Annotated in this window: 14 protein-coding genes and 1 pseudogene; 4 read left to right on the top strand and 11 right to left on the bottom strand. The window is 43.7% G+C overall.

Going from position 1 to position 17,044, the window contains the following annotated elements; all coding sequences use genetic code 11:
• Positions 1–118: 118 nt before the first annotated feature.
• The gene (locus tag NQ546_RS07450) at positions 119–1,033 is read left to right on the top strand and encodes a hypothetical protein (RefSeq protein ID WP_004289474.1); all 915 of its coding nucleotides are present in this window, start codon (positions 119–121) and stop codon (positions 1,031–1,033) included.
• 204 nt (positions 1,034–1,237) lie between these two features.
• Here the strand turns inward: NQ546_RS07450 and NQ546_RS07445 are convergent, their stop codons facing one another.
• From NQ546_RS07445 to NQ546_RS07430, 4 genes are read right to left on the bottom strand one after another with little or no spacing between them, the layout of a single operon-like run.
• Positions 1,238–2,602 (bottom strand): WG repeat-containing protein, encoded by a 1,365-nt coding sequence (locus NQ546_RS07445; protein ID WP_004289473.1) that lies wholly within the window; start codon positions 2,600–2,602, stop codon positions 1,238–1,240.
• A 12-nt stretch (positions 2,603–2,614) separates the two neighbouring features.
• Positions 2,615–3,670 (bottom strand): SH3 domain-containing protein, encoded by a 1,056-nt coding sequence (locus NQ546_RS07440; RefSeq protein WP_004289472.1) that lies wholly within the window; start codon positions 3,668–3,670, stop codon positions 2,615–2,617.
• Complete coding sequence (locus tag NQ546_RS07435; protein WP_224200305.1) at positions 3,667–4,380, bottom strand: hypothetical protein; 714 nt, start codon at positions 4,378–4,380, stop codon at positions 3,667–3,669. The genes NQ546_RS07440 and NQ546_RS07435 overlap by 4 nt, the downstream gene beginning before the upstream one ends.
• 19 nt (positions 4,381–4,399) lie before the next feature.
• Entirely contained in the window at positions 4,400–5,296 is an 897-nt protein-coding gene (locus tag NQ546_RS07430) for a BatD family protein (RefSeq protein ID WP_004289470.1), read from the bottom strand.
• A 659-nt stretch (positions 5,297–5,955) separates the two neighbouring features.
• On the opposite strand from NQ546_RS07430, the gene NQ546_RS07425 reads away from it, so the two are divergent.
• The 3 genes and pseudogenes from NQ546_RS07425 (at position 5,956) to NQ546_RS07415 (ending at position 9,088) form a co-directional block, all read left to right on the top strand.
• A complete protein-coding gene (locus NQ546_RS07425; protein WP_004289468.1) occupies positions 5,956–7,179 on the top strand; it encodes a site-specific integrase in 1,224 nt (407 codons plus the stop codon).
• Positions 7,180–7,210: 31 nt separating this feature from the next.
• A pseudogene (locus NQ546_RS07420) lies at positions 7,211–8,320 on the top strand (site-specific integrase); the annotation flags it as partial.
• 288 nt (positions 8,321–8,608) lie between these two features.
• Positions 8,609–9,088 (top strand): hypothetical protein, encoded by a 480-nt coding sequence (locus tag NQ546_RS07415; RefSeq protein WP_004289465.1) that lies wholly within the window; start codon positions 8,609–8,611, stop codon positions 9,086–9,088.
• 44 nt (positions 9,089–9,132) lie between these two features.
• Here the strand turns inward: NQ546_RS07415 and NQ546_RS07410 are convergent, their stop codons facing one another.
• The 7 genes from NQ546_RS07410 to NQ546_RS07380 are packed head-to-tail and all read right to left on the bottom strand — an operon-like array spanning position 9,133 to position 17,004.
• On the bottom strand, positions 9,133–11,823 hold the full coding sequence (locus tag NQ546_RS07410) for a calcium-translocating P-type ATPase, PMCA-type (RefSeq protein WP_004289464.1): 2,691 nt from the start codon (positions 11,821–11,823) through the stop codon (positions 9,133–9,135).
• 26 nt (positions 11,824–11,849) lie between these two features.
• Positions 11,850–12,023: a hypothetical protein gene (locus tag NQ546_RS07405; protein WP_004289463.1), complete on the bottom strand. Its 174-nt coding sequence runs from the start codon at positions 12,021–12,023 to the stop codon at positions 11,850–11,852.
• A gap of 46 nt (positions 12,024–12,069) precedes the next feature.
• Positions 12,070–12,390, bottom strand: a complete 321-nt coding sequence (locus NQ546_RS07400) for a hypothetical protein (RefSeq protein WP_004289462.1) — start codon at positions 12,388–12,390, stop codon at positions 12,070–12,072.
• 49 nt (positions 12,391–12,439) lie between these two features.
• Positions 12,440–13,918, bottom strand: a complete 1,479-nt coding sequence (locus tag NQ546_RS07395) for a helix-hairpin-helix domain-containing protein (RefSeq protein WP_004289461.1) — start codon at positions 13,916–13,918, stop codon at positions 12,440–12,442.
• A 12-nt stretch (positions 13,919–13,930) separates the two neighbouring features.
• A complete protein-coding gene (locus NQ546_RS07390) occupies positions 13,931–15,313 on the bottom strand; it encodes a PP2C family serine/threonine-protein phosphatase (RefSeq protein ID WP_004289460.1) in 1,383 nt (460 codons plus the stop codon).
• Positions 15,314–15,315: 2 nt separating this feature from the next.
• Positions 15,316–16,362: a TerY-C metal binding domain-containing protein gene (locus tag NQ546_RS07385; protein ID WP_032597359.1), complete on the bottom strand. Its 1,047-nt coding sequence runs from the start codon at positions 16,360–16,362 to the stop codon at positions 15,316–15,318.
• 6 nt (positions 16,363–16,368) lie between these two features.
• Entirely contained in the window at positions 16,369–17,004 is a 636-nt protein-coding gene (locus NQ546_RS07380; RefSeq protein ID WP_032597360.1) for a vWA domain-containing protein, read from the bottom strand.
• Positions 17,005–17,044 lie beyond the last annotated feature (40 nt).

Raw genomic sequence — 17,044 nt, 5'->3', positions numbered from 1 at the left:
TAAGCAGAATTTGGACAAACTGTTTGGTTGAAAAGGAATTGCAGCTGTTGGTAGAACCTTATCGACAAGTTCAAAATAGCGGATAGAAGGATATATTAATTTTTAATCTTATCAAAATATGAGTATAATATGTACACGATGTGGCGGCACGCAGGTAGTATGCGAAGCCACGATAAACCCCAACACTAAAGTGATAACGGAAATTTCCGACGATTCTTTGCAATTCGGCCGGTGCGAAACTTGTAAGGTACGAAGCGTCCTGACGGATGTAGAGAAGACAAAGGCCGCCATCAAGAGCGGATTTGCCGGATTTGTCGAGGCAAACGGCAGGAATCCCCATTATGCAAGCTGTCGGATAGTATGGAAGTACACCAACGATTCCGAAGACGTAAAAATCCGGCTGCTGGAAAGCGGTGAAAGTATTGGAAACGACATGTTCTTCTCCTGCAACAGCCTCCATGCCCTCGAATCTCTGGCGAAGTTCGGAAAAGAACCGTTCATCGTAACGGAATGTTACGGGTTCAAGACCTTTACAGAAGAGGAAATCTCCGATGAAAAAGCGTATGAATACGAGTTCGGAGACGAGAAAATCGTTGTTACAGGTAAAGAAGTACGTGCATTTTACTCGGAAGTATATAGGCTGACGGCACAGGACATCGAACAGTTTGCAGCCTATAATACGGCAAAACGCAAGTATTATCGGAAAAATGATTGTCAGCTTACCCCGGAGTTTGTCCGACGGCTGCTTGATGAAGAACATTTGATGAAAGCAGGTGAATCCGACAGTTTCACGATTCAGTTGTTCTTCCTGTGGTATGTGCGGATTCGGAGAGAACCTGAAAATCTTGCACCGTTCAAATACGCTTTGGAAGCCTGTTGCTTGGATAATGTACAGACTTTCAGTCGCCGATACATCACGCTCGAAAAAGCATTGCTTCATTGCCTGAACGGTTTCAATGAGAATGCGGTCATTCCGAACCGTTACCAATCCCTGCAAAACTATTTTTGCAGACATACACATGGCAAACGCTAATCCCCGGCAGAGGATTGTCTTGCAGTACAAGTCTCCGATCCTGTAAAACAGGTTTCGGAGACTTTATTCTGCACGGTCATTTCTCCGGTTGTCTTTCTATGTCGGCAGCTTCCTTGTTTAAGCCGGTACTCTATTCCTTTTATATTCAGCCGAATTATTTTTTATTCTATGATTTTTATTATAATTGTGTATACTTTAATGTTGCTATTCATTCAATTTTACCCACTTTCGCTGGTTAGTACCAGACTCCATGACAAGACATTTTCCGTTTTCTATCATGTAAATGTGGATATATTGGCAAGGGACAACCTCTTTTCCCTGCCGGTTGACAACACCGTTCCGGTACGTGTATTTGGCGACAGCTTTGACCGCTTCGGCATACTGGCCGCCACCCAAGTTGAAGCTTTCAATGCGGACATATCTGTCACAAGGAATAACCAACTTGGCTTCTTCTACGGTAGCACGTCCGGCAAAACCATCCTTTCCGCTTCCTTTGATATAAAGTTTCAGCCAATCGTCATATACATACATTTCATCATAGATTGGTTCGAGCACAATATTTCCGTCCGGGTCTATCATGCCATATTTCCCATCAAGGGAAACTTTGAGCAGGTTGTCCCTATATTGCTCTATTTTGTTATAAACTTGGGATGTGACTTGCTTGCCTGTCCGGTTATCCACCAGATAACAAAGACCGTCTTTATAAAGCGCATACCTGTTTCCCGGCAGCGTTCTCGAATAGTCGTATATGGGCGGAATGACCTCTTTTCCGTTCGAGTCAATGTAGCCAACCTTGTCGTTGAGAATGACATGGGCAAGGTTTCCGTCTGTAAACGCACCTATTTTCTCGTATTTGCATGGTGTCAGTACATTGCCTTCAAAGTCCATCAGACCGTATCTGGAATTATACGAGATGCGGTAATAGGGAGTGTCGTCTTTTGTGCGCAGCACTATCAGGGGCTTGCCTTCTTTATCCTCTATGGTATAGTAACCGTATTGGCAGGGCAGAATCATTTGTTTCTGCGCATTGAGGAAACCCTCCCTGCCGGCTTGGTTAACAACGAATAGCCCGCTTTTCAGTTGTTCTATTTTATCGTATTCAAACGGCACGAGCACTTTACCCTCCGTATCGATGATGCCTGTCTTTCCGTTCTTTACCGCATAGGCTTCGTGTGAGGCAAACGGCGTGATACGTTCATAAATACAGGGAATGATTTCCCTGTTTTCCTTGTCGATGAAACCATACAGTTCCTCTTTTGCCACCAATGCCCTGCCTTGGAGGAAGTAAGCAGCCTGAGTATATTGTAGCGGGATGACGATTTCTCCTTTACGGTCTATGTACCCAAAGTACCTGCCCACTTGCACTACTGCCAAATCTTCGGAAAATTCTTCGGCATAATCGTATTTGCCTTCTATACATTCCTTGCCTTTTTCATCGACATAGCCGAATTTCCCGTTTTCGCAACGGTGCGGTATAAGGGTAGATGGTGGTTGACTGTTACATGACACTATGAGCATAAGCGGAACAGCCAAGAATAAATGTTTGAGCATACTTCTGATCGTTTTCATAATGGACGATGTTTAATTTATTCTGATATATTGAGAATCCTCCTTTCGCCACGTCTTGCCTGAACCTGTTACATCTTTGTAGATTCCAAAGCCATGTTCGTAGGCTTCATACGTACCGTCATAATCTTCAATTATGATATTTCCGCGACTTCCATTGCTCCCTCCACTGCCGGAGAATGCTGCCAGCCCCAGCCACAGTAAAGCTCCAAGTATCAAGGTGCTCAACATTCCAAGAAAAGAAATTCCCAAACCAAAAGCAAACACCGTGAACGAAAGGCTCATCCAAATACCACAATCTCTTAACAAATAGAGCAATACTGCCATATAGGCAACGAAAGCAAGTACGAAATGCCAAGTCTCGTTAAAGAACGGAGTTTCTGGCGAATCAGGGGTGATACTGTCGTATCTATTGTAATTAAAAATACCTAAGAACAGGATTACTCCTACAATGATAAAGATACCAAACAGAAGTTTTCTCCAAAAGCCATCGAAAAGACTGCCCGTAAACTCCCGGTAAATAGTGTACTGGAAGAACAGGATGCCAATAGCTACAAAAAAATTGATAATAGTAAATATCCATCCTACATCCGAAGGGTCGCAGAACCAGACGAGTGCGCTGTCACTCCCAGCTCCGAACATGAACAGTTCAGCCCCGCCCCATAAAAGGCAACCTGCGTGGAACAACGATCTGGTATCTGTACGTAGTCCGATGAAGGCAATGACGGCAAACAGCAATATGGCAAAAGGGGTATAATGCCGGAGTTCGGAAAGACCGACTGTGGAGTAAGATGTTCCAGCCGGAGCAGCCAGAGTGGAGAAAGGCTCAAGGTATTGTTCATGCACATAGCCCGTGCGACCGTCATTCAAAGACACTTGTGCCCAATCATCTTCGCACGCCGTCACCTGCACGAGATCTCCATTGGACAACGATCCGATTTTAGCCCCACCCGGTGCATTGCGCACATTGAGCGTGGAGTTAACGTTTACCCGATATAGACCGGGAGCAATGGCGGCAAAAGCGGTCATCGCAAAAAGGACTACCGCCAGTATTAATAAAAATCTTCTCATGGCAAAACGAACGGTTTATCAAATGACGACTGGCGCAATCTCCATAAGACTGCCGCACATAATGCAATCCAACACAGGTCGATGGCAATATACCCGCATGGCAGCAGAAACATGTTCAGCAGGATAGATACCACCATAACTGTCGCACCCGCAATGCCTAATACTTTGTCTTTCTTAAACAGTAAGGCAAAGACAATGGCAAATGCCAAGAAAGCTGCCCAAAGCGCCCAATTACCGTAATAATTCAAATCGTTCATCCAATTCCGATTATTCCCTACACGGGACGAAAGCAGAAGCCACATAAAAGGATAATCAGACTTGCCTTCCGTTTCCCAATAATTCTCCAAAGAACGGTACATTTCATCTCCGTCAAAACTGGATACCATATACAAGTCGTAAACGGTATTCACCAAAATCGGAACGAGACTGACACACCACAGCACAAAAGCCGTTTCGCCCAGCCACTTGTTTACGTGTACTTTCACTTTGGCGAAGAAAAGCGTCGTGAAGAAATAAAAGCAAACTGTGTAAGGAAAGTTAAGCCACACATAAAGAGGATATAGGGTAGTCGTGCTGTTTCCTCCGAACTCACTATACCAACCAACCTTTACCATTTCATCCTTACCGAAACCGGACAGGAACATCAGATTGACTAACAGCACATACGCCGTAGCCAGCAGCATTGCGGTTACAATTGTTTTCGTTTTCATATCCATAAGTTTTAGCTGTTTATTCGTGTGCATGGAGAGTGATGCCCTGACAGTTCACCCGTTGTTTTACGAATTGGTGGTTGCCGTCCTCAAAAAATGCTTCAAACGGGTCTGAAGAAAGATTGTACCGCCTGATATAAACATCCATGTACAGGTCTCCTATACGAAGTTCTCCCGCCCGTAGGGGATAGAGTAATAACTTCCGGAACACCGCCACCTGATAATTCTTTCCATTCCGATGCTCTATTTGCCATGCGCTGCCCCGCAAATCTATCGGTTCTATTTTGAAATCGTCCGAAGAGATGAGTTGTTCCATATTGGCGAGGCTATCTGCAAGGGATGTGGTATATAACTTGCATTCCAACACGACGGGTTCATTTATACGAGGAGAGCGTTCTGATACGTTCATTGTCATAAAGACATCCGGTTTTGGTTGTGGGTCGGAAGAAGGAGGTAATTTCCCGTCAGGTACGACATTCACTGCGAGTTGCTGCGAATGTAGCTGATGCCCGTTCACCACAATACTTGCAGAGGGAATGGAACACCTGCCCACCTGTAATGCCTGCAACACATAAGTATAAGACTCTTGATATTTCCGGTTTATTTCTCCATCTACTTTTTCCACATTGGTGGCACTGCTTTTGGTGGGGCCAAGTAACACCTTAAGGCCTTTCAATTCGGGCACAGCAAGATTCTGTATTTCAACAGTAGCAGGTTTCTCCGGGAAAGATACAATAAATGTCAGCCGGAACTGTTTATTAATTTCGATATTCTCCGGAGCAGAAACTGTAAACGTAGGATCATTATTTGCGTATGCTTTTGCCGCTGTTCCGATAGCGCATAAGCAACATACCCATGCAATAAGTCGTTGGGAAAGAAATGTCTTTTTTGCGTGAACCGATAATTTATCCATCATCCTAAGTTCTTTTATGTCTTCCCAGTCCTTAGAAGGCTGTTATTAAATAATAAAAGCGTGAACTGCAAATGCCACGTCTTAAATCGAAGGTCGTAGGAAACCTGTAGTACAGATATGGATATAGCAGCCCACGCTATAGCGTGAGAACCACTATGCCTTCCTTGTACTACATCTGAAAATTTCCTACGTTTTCGATTTACAAGATAAGCATAACGCTTCTTTCTTTTCTAAATATGTCTTGGATAGAGTTGTCTCAATCCGATTGCAAATATACGAAGAACTCGCAAAAAAACGACAAAATTTGGATAAATAAAGTAAGTGTTTGGTATTGAGGAGAGTTAAGCCAAATTCTTCTATGCCTTTCCAAATCGCTAAAATGCAGGATAATGAAAGGTTAAGAGACAGATTTGCTACTTATCCGTTGCCTTTTTTAGCCCCGGATAATCCGGCAAAATAACGCTTGACCACCCGCGGTTTTACCGTTCACCATGCAAAGAACCCTATATTTTGCCCGTAAAGATAACCGTTTTTTTCCGTTTTTCATGGAAATACAGGTTATGTTACCGGCATCCGGGGTTTTATTCTTTGTTCCGCTATAATTTTCATAACTGTAAATAACTCTATATCAAGTAATTTTGCAACATAAAAAAAATAGAGTTATGAAACAGACGGATGTAACGGTTACGTTCTACCTCAAAAAGAGCGAAATGAATGACGAGGGACATTGCCCGGTCATGGCGAAACTTGTTGTCGGCAAATTTTCAGAAGCGGCTTTTAGTGCGAAAATGTCCGTACCCGCTGCACTGTGGGCATCCGGACGTGCCACGGGTAAAAGTAACGCCGCGCGGGAAATCAACCGGCAACTGGACGATTTGCGAGCTTCAGCCATTTCCATTTATGACGAACTGTCAGCCACCCGTGAGAATGTAACGGCTGAAGAAATAAGGAATCTGTTGTTGGGGAGGGCTTTCGGGCAGGAAACCCTGTTGGGTTATTTCCGGACGTTCATCGAACATTTCGAAAAACGTGTCGGCGTGAACCGGGAAAAGGGAACAGCGCAATCTTACCGCTATGCTTGTAACTGTGTGGCTGCTTTCATCCAGGAGAAATACAAGTTGTCGGATGTTCCTTTCACGGCCCTGAACCGTTCATTCATCGACAACTATGACCTCTACCTACGCACGGAGCGCCGCTTTGCCCTGGGAACTATCGTGTTGCTTGTCACACGGTTGAACACGATTGTCGGGGAAGCCATCGCGGAAGGGATTATCACTGCCGACCCATTCGCGGGTTATGAAGCCGAACATCCCGAGCGGGAACAGAAATACCTTACCGCAGCGGAGTTACAACGGCTGATGACCACACCCCTGCACGACCCGAAACTCTACCATATCCGCGACCTGTTCCTCTTCTCCTGCTACACGGGTATCCCTTACGGGGACATGTGCCGCCTGACGACGGAGGATCTGGAAGTGGCCGAGGACGGTGAGGTATGGATCAAGACCGCCCGCAAGAAGACGAAAATCGACTATGAAGTGCCGTTGCTCGACATACCGTTGCTCATCCTCGACAAGTACCGGGATATGGCCCCGGAAGGAAAACTGCTGCCGATGTACAGCAACAACGAACTCAACCGGACACTGAAACGTATTGCCGCCATTTGCGGAATTGAACGGAAGCTCGTCTTTCACTGCGGACGCCATACCTACGCCACCGAGATCACGCTTTCGCATGGTGTCCCGCTTGAAACCGTCAGTAAAATGCTGGGGCATAGCCGCATTTCCACGACGCAGATTTACGCCAAAGTGACCGATGACAAGATCGACATGGATACCCGGTCTTTAGAGGAAAAGATTGCCGACCGCTTCTCCGTAGCTATTTAATCTATCATTGACAATCAAATTCACAACGATTATGGAAACGAATAATAAAGAGATAAAACGTCGCAGCACGTTCTCCCTGCTGTTCTACATCAACCGCACGAAAGTCCGCAAGGACGGAACATGTAAATTGTTATGCAAGGTAAGCATCGACACCAAGTCGGCCCCGATCAATATCAACGCGTTTGTCGATCCATCGCTTTGGAATCCGGAAACCAAAAGGGCGAACGGACGAAGCGAGAACGCCCGAACGGTAAACCTGGCAATAGAGAAACTGACCGAAAAAATCACCGGACATTACCGTCATATTCGTAAAAGCCTCGGTTTCGTGACGGCCGAGCTGGTCAAAAACGCCGTGGAAGGAATCGGGCAGAAACCGTTCACCCTCCTTGCCTTGTTCCGCGAGCATAACGAGGAGTTCCGCAAGCGTGTCGGCGTGGATCGCAAGGAAGAAACCTATGAAAGTTACGAGAACTCCTATAATATTTTAGCCTCCTTCGTGAAAAAAAGGAAGGAAAAGGAGGATGTAGCGTTGCGGAGCCTTGACCGGGAGTTCTACGATGATTTTGAAATATTCCTGCGTACAGATCGTGAAATGAAACCCAAGACAGTACACGAGCATCTTTACCGGTTGAAGAAAATGACCAAGCGGGCTGTCAGTCAGGGTACACTCCGGCGCGACCCTTACGGGAAGCTGCACCCGGAACTGCCCCGGCGCAAGAGCCGCCATTTGAAACTCGAAGACCTCAAAAAGCTGATGGAAACTCCCGTCGATAAACCCAACCTCCAGCGGGTGCGGGACTGGTTTCTCTTCGCTACCTTCACGGGGTTGTCCTACGCCGACCTGAAACGCTTGTCCGAAAAAGACATCACGCAGTCGGACGACGGAACGTACTGGATACACATCCGGCGCCAGAAGACCGAAACGCCCTCGGCCATCCGCCTGCTGAACGTGCCGTTGCAGATCATCGAGAAATACCGCCACGAGCGTAAAAGTGACAGGATTTTCAACCTCTATTGCCGGGGGTATCTCATCAAGCTCACCAGAGAACTGGGATGGACATACGGCTTCGACATGACCTTTCATTGCTCAAGACATATTACTTTCTCTTACTCATTGAAAACAAGGGACTTACAAAGATTGTCAGCTTGACAGGTAACGACTTGGAAACCAGCAGGCTTCTATATTCTGCTATGTTCTGCACTAATCATAAGAACGCTTTTCTCATTTGCAAAAGTAGTGTTTTTCTTCCTTATTGCCAAAGTTATTCCTCTGAAAAATAGAGTAAATCAAACATCTTGTCATTATTGTACATTTGTTGCACATCTTGCTGATGAAAATCAGTAGCACTGTCCTACTTTTAATTCAATACCGTTTCCACATTGTATTTGAGCCTAATCGTTTGCGAATAGCCTGCCTGCGCGCTTGTCTGTGTGCCGGCAGGCAGGCACGCAGGCAGACCGGTCGGCAGGCAAGCAGGATGGCTGGCAGGTCGGAGTGCGGGCAGGCTTGCAGGCCAGTGTGTGTATGTCCGCACGTGTTTGCATTCACGAGAACCCACACGCAGTCTGGCTTGCAAGCATTCATGCGGATATAACCACTCTCTTATGCCCTCTTATACCCTCATTTCCTTTCTTCTTTTGGGCAGCTTGGGCATCGGGAAACGATGCTTTGAAATCCGAAATAACAGCACTAATTCAAATCCGTTTGCTGACGGATTTCTTGTGCTCTCAAAAGCACAGCAAGGTGTCCTTCGAGTTACCCGAAGGCTTTTCGGTTACTGCCGAAAAGTGGCAGCAGCAAGGTATGTTTCGAGTTACTCGAAACCTTTCGGGTTACTCCCGAAAGCCTTGCCGCCGGGCTGCTCCTCCGAAGTCGGGCAACCTGTATATATTGAAAAAGAGGATATAGGTTTATACCCCACATCCTCTTTACTTGTTTTCTTGAAAAGCAATTTATCCCCTTTTGGTTAGTAAGTGCCATAACTCTCTTGCCCAAAGAACCAGTGAGGAAAGAACCACTATTATCACCCAGTCTATAAGTTTCATTGGAGTACAGTTAAAGAAATCATAAAGGACTTCAACTATCACTATCTGCCCAATGAAAATAATAGCGACAATAGTAAAGAACTCTTTGCTCATCTTAAGTTGGAAGAAACTTTTTCCTGTTTCAAATGAACGGGTATTGAACATATACCAAAGGTGCGTCCACACAAAAATTGAAAACAATAGAGTCTGTTCGTATGGTGACAATCCATTGGCTTCACCGAGCTTGCAATGCAACAGGTCTGTCATTTGCGTGATTTCAGTGTGCTGGAATATATAAAGGAACACAACAAGCAGCAAGAAGAAAAATCCGCCAACACCGAGAATGTCTTTCATCATAGGTTTGGTAAGGATGAAGGCTTTACGGTCACGAGGTTTGTCTTTCATTACAGATTGTGAAGGTGGTAATGAGGCAAGAGCCATAGCACCGAATGTATCCATTATCAAGTTCACCCACAGCATTTGCGTCACGGTCAACGGAGATTCTGTTCCCATGAATGCACCCACCAACACGATAAAACATGCAGCCACATTGACCGTGAGTTGGAACAATAAAAAACGCTGAATGTTTTGATAAAGCGAACGCCCCCACATTACTGCACGACAAATACTGCTGAATGAATTATCTATAATGGTAATGTCCGAGGCTTCTTTGGCTACGGAAGTGCCGTCACCCATTGACAAGCCCACATGAGCCGCCTTGAGTGCAGGAGCATCATTCGTACCGTCACCTGTTACTGCTACCACTTGATTGTTTCTTTGTAAGGATTCAACCAGACGTTTCTTATCCAATGGACGGGCACGAGCGATAATCTTCAATCCAAGCACTTTCTTATCAAGTTCGTCATCTGAAAGTTTCTCAAACTCCGCTCCTGTTATTATTGCACTGTCACTATCCTTTTTAGTCCATAATCCGATTTGCCGCCCTATTTCTTTGGCTGTTCCGGGAGTATCTCCTGTTACGATTTTTACATTAATGCCTGCGGCCATACACTTTTGCACGGCTGCTGGAACATCTTTACGGACAGGGTCGGCAATGGCAACAATCCCCATGAAAGTAAGGTTATCAGCAACCACTTTACCGTCTGCGATAGCCATATCACTGTCATTCAATACTTGGTATGCAAAACCTAAAGTACGCATTGCACGATTTTGATAGTCCGTCAGTTGTCTGTCAATATCGGCAATATTCACATTCTTGTCGATTTGCTTGCAAAGGGAGCGGATTATTTCGGGAGCACCTTTAACATAGAGGATTTTCTTTCCTTCCAGTTGGGCAGAGTCAACAACTGTCGCCATATATTTCCTTTCCGTCGAGAAAGGCAATTCTTCCACTACATTGGCATCTTCTTTCAGATTGCGGTAATCAATGCCATTATTTCTAAGCCATAAAAGCAATGCCCCCTCTGTGGGATTGCCCAATACCACAGGCTTGTCAGGATTACTTAAATCCAATGATGCCGTAGAATTAAGCGCAATGCCCTCTTTTATTAAACGGCTTGTTTCATCTGTCCCCAATGCCTGATTAGCCAAACCGTAGAATTGAGCTTCCTCAACGCTCATCTGATTTTGGGTCAGTGTTCCGGTTTTATCCGTGCAAATTACAGTTGTGGCTCCCATCGTTTCACATGCGTGCATCTTGCGTACAAGATTGTTAGTTTTCAACATCCTACGCATACTATATGCAAGGCTCAAGGTTACAGCCATAGGCAATCCTTCGGGCACAGCAACGACAATTAGAGTGACGGCTATCATTAACGTCTGGAGTACATATGCCGTAATATGTGCCCATTCCATTGAATTGTCTCCCAAAAAGTAAATCAACAAACGACCGATAACTACTAATGCAGCAAATCCATAGCTTAATTTGGTTATCAGGTCACTTAACCCATCCAATTGTTCGTTGAGTGGTGTCTTTACACTGTCATCAATTTGCGCGGCTACGAAAACCTTGCCGTTTTCTGTTTTATCCCCGACCGCAGTCACACGGAATATACCATGCCCCTCCATCACCTTAGTTCCTTTAAGAACGTGATTGGTAGGATATGTCGCATCTGGGTCAAAATCCTTTTCGTCAACGCTCTTATGGCACATCGGTTCTCCCGTAAGCGTGGATTCATCTACATTCAGACTGACACATTCCAGCAGTTCACCATCTGCAGGAACTTCTGCACCAGTATTAATGATGACAACATCCCCAACAACCACATCTTTCTTGGGAATTTGAGTTGCATTGCAGTTTCGTATGACTTCAACCAGTTCGTCATCATTCACTTGGTTTAATATGGCAAACTCCTTATCCGCCTTTAATTCAAAATAGAAAGCCAACCCGGTAGCAAGTAAAATTGCCACAAAAATGCCAATGGGTTCAAAGAACACAGTAAAACCTTCATTGAGCCCGAAATACTCGTAAAATGAAATTCCAATGGACAAAACGCCCGCTATCATCAGGATGATGATAAGTGGGTCTGTGAACTTCTCCAAAAATTGTTTCCATAACGGTTCTTTCTCTGGTGGAGTAAGGATGTTTACTCCATACTTTTTACGGCTCTCCAAGACTTCTGCATCTGTCAAGCCAATGTAATGCTTTTTCTGTTGCATATACTGAAAAACTTATTGATTAATAATTATTTGCCAAATAGGACTTTAAGTAGAGCTTTTCCCAATTTACGCTCCAATCCAGCCTTGGATGTTGGTATTCCGGTTTGACGGGCAAATTTCTGTTTTGCCTGTGTTATGCCCAGCGCACGTTTCCAAGAAAAACTTACTCCCGGTATTCTTACGATTTTCTTCCTTGCCATATTATTAGTTCCGATTTATCCAGTTTGGTTGATACAGTCAATGTTTTCACAAAACAACTAATATCAAAAGCGTAAAAAAGATACATACAATCAACGAAGTGTCAAGTTGCAAACGTTGCCCCATTTGTATTTTGGGAATAAAGCCTAAGATATTCTGCAATCTCATGAATATTCTTTCTGTTATGCCAAAAGCCTTTTGATATTTAGGGAATAGCTGTTGCTTAAAGGGTGCTATTTTCCAATAAAGTACGAGCATAACCAGAAATATGGCACACAATAATTTCAGTCCGATAATCCAATTACCTCTTGTCAACGTACCTAATAAAATTAATGCAATACCAATTAGCAGAGCGATTGATTTTTTCATTTTGCTTTATATCTATTGCTTCGTGATTTTATAAATGATTATTATCGTTCTAATTGTTAACAAGTTGAACAACAATGAGTCGTCCTCCCTGTCCTTTGTCAAGCAATATCTGCCTTCCTTCTGTTAGCGGCACATATTCGCCTATAGCGATAGGCTTCTTCTCTGTAACATCCATCATGTCAGGAAGATTGCGATTTATCAGAATCCACTGATTATTGAAGAAATGAAAATCCCCAACAGGCTTTTTGTCAGCTTCAGATGTCCGTTCACTTGGAGATACTAAATTATTTGCGTGCCATTTGTACAGAGTTTGCTTGTCATATACCATCAAACGATAATTTTCCGATATGAATTTGCCATGTGAGGGAGCATAATAAAAATTCAATATCGGCAATTGTCCGTGATATGGCTGGCCACAAAACGGGCATTTAGGCTTGGTAGTGTTGTCAAATACAAACCACTTGGCTTCACAATTAGGATTCTGGCATGGCTGTACCAAATCGGTTGTCTTGACTAAGGCATCTTCCCATTCCGCTGCACTCGGACGCTTTGACGGGTCGTGCAAACCTTCTACGAAAGCACGGTCAAACAATTTCTTCAGATACGGGCCACAAATAGTATATGGCATCTTTGCAGGGTCGCCTTGTGGCAACTCGGCAGGGGATAGTTGCTGGGCTTTAACCCTATTGGACTTGTCTGTTGGATTCTCAATAAACAAGGCTTTTGCACCCATAGACAATTCCTCATCACGTCCACTGTCATTGACATCATTCACCTTGCCGCCTCTTAACGGATGCCTATTAAGCAGGTACATATATATCAGGACAGCTAATGCATGACGGTCTGTATAGATACTCGGTAGTTTCCGTTGTTTATCATCTAATGCAAGATGCTTGGTCTCAATGACTTCAGGGGCAATGAAATCTGGTGTACCTATAACCTCAGGAGGAAATTTGCCCGGAACTACTAAACTGTCATCATCAATGATACATGCACTTCCTGTAATCGGGTCAACCAGTATGTTCTTGTAAGACAAATCCGAATGTGCCAATCCTGCCGCATGGAGTCGTCGGACAGCACGTGCAATCTTGATACACATATGAAGGTTAGTCAGCCAATTTCCTTTTTGGTCAGCAGGCAAAAATTTGTTACGCAATTTAGCGGAAGCAAACCATTTTCCCTCTTTTTCTTTACCTTTAAATGGTCCTGAAGAAAAGAAGAACCTTTTGTCATAAAATGGCATTATGATGCCTGTCTTTCCATTCCATTCTACCATTTTTGTAGGCCATGCAAACAGATTTTTCCAATAATTCCCCTCTGGAGTATCGAAAATCCGCTGGCGATAGATACCAACAATATTGGTGATACGCTCTCTGTCATTAGCATTGATTGGCTTGCGATAGAAAGCGACAACATAGGTTTTGTCAGGACTAAAATAAACATCCTTAACCCCACCTTGAGCTTTTATTTCATCATAAAACTCAACGATACTTCCGTCATTTGCTGTCAGAGTTATTTTATTTGCCATTATGCTTTACGTTTAATACAATATTGCAATGGTTCTATCGTCATGGTTTCCCGGTGACCAAAAGTCCAACCAATTCAACAACTGATTTGCAGCTTCCTCATTATCATCCGTTAATTCCACTCCATTCTCTTTAAGGTCAGCCCATAATTCATTCCACTTATCATAAGACTTCAGATTAGCGTCGGTTTCAAACTTGGGGTCGCTAACGCCATCCGTCATAAGGAATAAAGCTGTAAAGTCCGGAACAATCCGGCAATTCATTCTTTGGTAGAATTTATTGGAATCCGAAAATATCTCAGGCATTGTAAGGAAACGTGTTTGCCCGGCATATTCACCCTCATCAGGCATACCGAGCATCATCGCAGTTTCATTATCTTGGTTGTAAAGACATATTGCCCCATCGCCGACCCAGAATGAGGCAACAAACCAACCAAAATCATATTTTTTGCAGATAGCCAGTAACAATGTTGTAGAGTATTCCTTGGTCTTGCGACCTTTTGGTTGAGCCTCTGCCGCTATTGCCTTATGCGCTTTTAAGGCGGCATTACCTACGATTTTGTATATATCCGCACTAATAGCTTTACCTGCCGCTTCCGATTTTTGGTCAAGATGATAGAGATTGATGTCATCATCAAAATTTTCAGAATCAGCCAATTGTTCTTTACAATGCTCAACTGCTACATTGCAAGCTATTCTTGAACCTTCACGGGAATAGGGTGCAGACCCCGCTCCATCGGCCACGGCAATGACATACCAATTCGTTTTTTCGTCATGATACAAACGGAAATCGTCATCACGTGGCTTACCTTCTTGTGCATGTGAACGGCCTCTTTTGCTTGCAGCCACAATATCTTTTTGCGGAGTTCCATCGGAAAGTGCAGCAACTTTTACATATTCTTTTGCCGTATTATCTTTCGGATACTCTATATCTTCGGGCACAGGAATATCTTTCCATAAATCCCTTGGGTCTGGATTGATGATAATTTGTAACATACGTTCCAGATAAGGACGCTCAACAGATAAACCACGATATTTGTATCTTAACGTGACATCAAAAGTTCCGCTTTCTTTGGGAGTTCCACTTATCTTAAAAGATTTGCCATCCTCCTGCTTCTCAATTATAAGCCCTTGCACTTCTTCTGTGAGACCTGATAATGTTATGTCGGTCATTTCTTCGCACGGTATTGATACAATCGCATTATACGGCTTTCTGATAGACGCATTAGGTATAACGATAGGCAGTTCTTTTACCTTGTTCTCTATCACAACAATTTCATTCATAAGATATTCATTATATTCAGCCCACAGCTTGTTAGCATAATATTTGATGAAGCCACTCATGCGTTCATCAGATTCTCCATTGCTTAGGAGGTCTATTGCTTTTTCTATGTTCATAATCAACCTCTTCCCCGTGTTATATCCAAACCGCCATCACCAATAGCTCCTAATGAGCCTTCCATTCCACACCACGGACAAGCGGTAGTTTGACCGTCTGAACACATAATGTTGCCACATTCGCATACGACTACGCCGAATTGATTGCCACAACAAGGACAAGTGGGTACTCCTATCAAAGACATGGTGTTGATGTTGCGGTTGGACTTGCCATCGCTTAATTCTTCATAAGCCTTATCGTCAATTGGATAAGCCCCCACAAGTTTGTAGTCTATTCCTTTTACGTCAAGTTGCTCTAATCCGGGTATTTTACCTACTCGCTTGGCGTATTTGATAAGATATTCCTTTTTTGTATTTGAACATTTGCCGAGCAGTACGACAAAGTTCTCATCCACAGTGCAGTCTTTAGTCGTATCCACCTTTTCAAGGTCAATTCCCGATGTGGAAGCAAGTTGGATTTCATCAGTTCCCATATCGGTAACAGAAACACTTGTTGACTTGATTGAAGCCGTAACCCATTTGAAAAAGGCCTTGAAGGATTGTTCCCCTGTATCATTCAATCTCAACACATTGTCTGAGATTTTTCCAAGCATTTTAGTATCAGTATTGTCACCGATTGAAATACAAACCAAATTCGCTTTTCTCTTATAATGTGCGTTCCATCGGTTGAAGGCTTGCTGTGGATTGTCGGTTGGCATCCCGTCAGTAAAAAGGAAAATGATAGGCTTCCAATCGCCTTTCATTTCAACAGTTGTTTTCTTTACGGACTTGTCAATATCGTTCATCAGGCAGTCCAAAGCAGTGCCTAACGATGTTCCTCCGCCTATAGGAAACTGCGGTGGATAGAACTTGTACAACTCAGTTAAAGGAGACAAGACCTTTTCCTTTCCTGCAAAAACGATGACAGACACAAATACTGTTTCAAGAGCATACGGGTCAGTCCTTAGCTCTTGTATGATATTCCTCATGCCTTTCTCTACCTGAATGATTGGTTCTCCAACCATTGATTCTGAAACATCAATCAGAAAATATATCGGTAATCTTCTCATAAACAATTATATTACTATATTCACTTCCGCAGGTGGTCCTGGCAATTCCAAAGAATCCGTTGTTCCCACACTTTTTCCTCCTACACCTATAACATCAGAAACCCACACAAAGAATTTCTTAAACGATGTGGCATCCATTGTATCAAGTGTAAACACTTGGTCTGTGAGCTTTTTTAGCGGTTCTATCTTTGCTTTGGGACCGGCTGCACAAGCGATTATACTTGCAAAATTTTTATTTTTTACTTTGGGGATGATATTCTCATAAACCTGAATGTCGGAAGGCTTGCCATCTGTTAACACGAAGAGTAATGGACGCCAATCGCCTTTTTGTTCAGGTGTACCCTTTTGAACTTCAACTTCAATCCGATTGCAAAGCATTTCCAATGCCTTTCCAAGAAATGTCGGGCCTGAATCCGGCGTGATGATATTGGGTATCTGTAAATCGGCAAGTTCGGTCAAAGGTAAAATCTGATTTACTTCCCTGTCAAAAGTTATTATGCTTATACAAACAGTTTCCAACGCATACGGGTCTTGACGGAGAGTTGCAATCATATCAGACAAGCCAACCTTGACACTTTCTATCGGTTCACCCTTCATAGACCCGCTGGTATCAATCAAAATATATACAGGTAAATGTCTCATTCTTGATAAACTTTATAGCATAAGTGGCACAAACTGTTTC

Source organism: Bacteroides eggerthii (genome assembly GCF_025146565.1).
GTDB lineage: Bacteria > Bacteroidota > Bacteroidia > Bacteroidales > Bacteroidaceae > Bacteroides > Bacteroides eggerthii.
The sequence above is the reverse complement of the archived record's forward strand: the minus strand, read 5'-3'. Positions and strand labels throughout refer to the sequence as shown.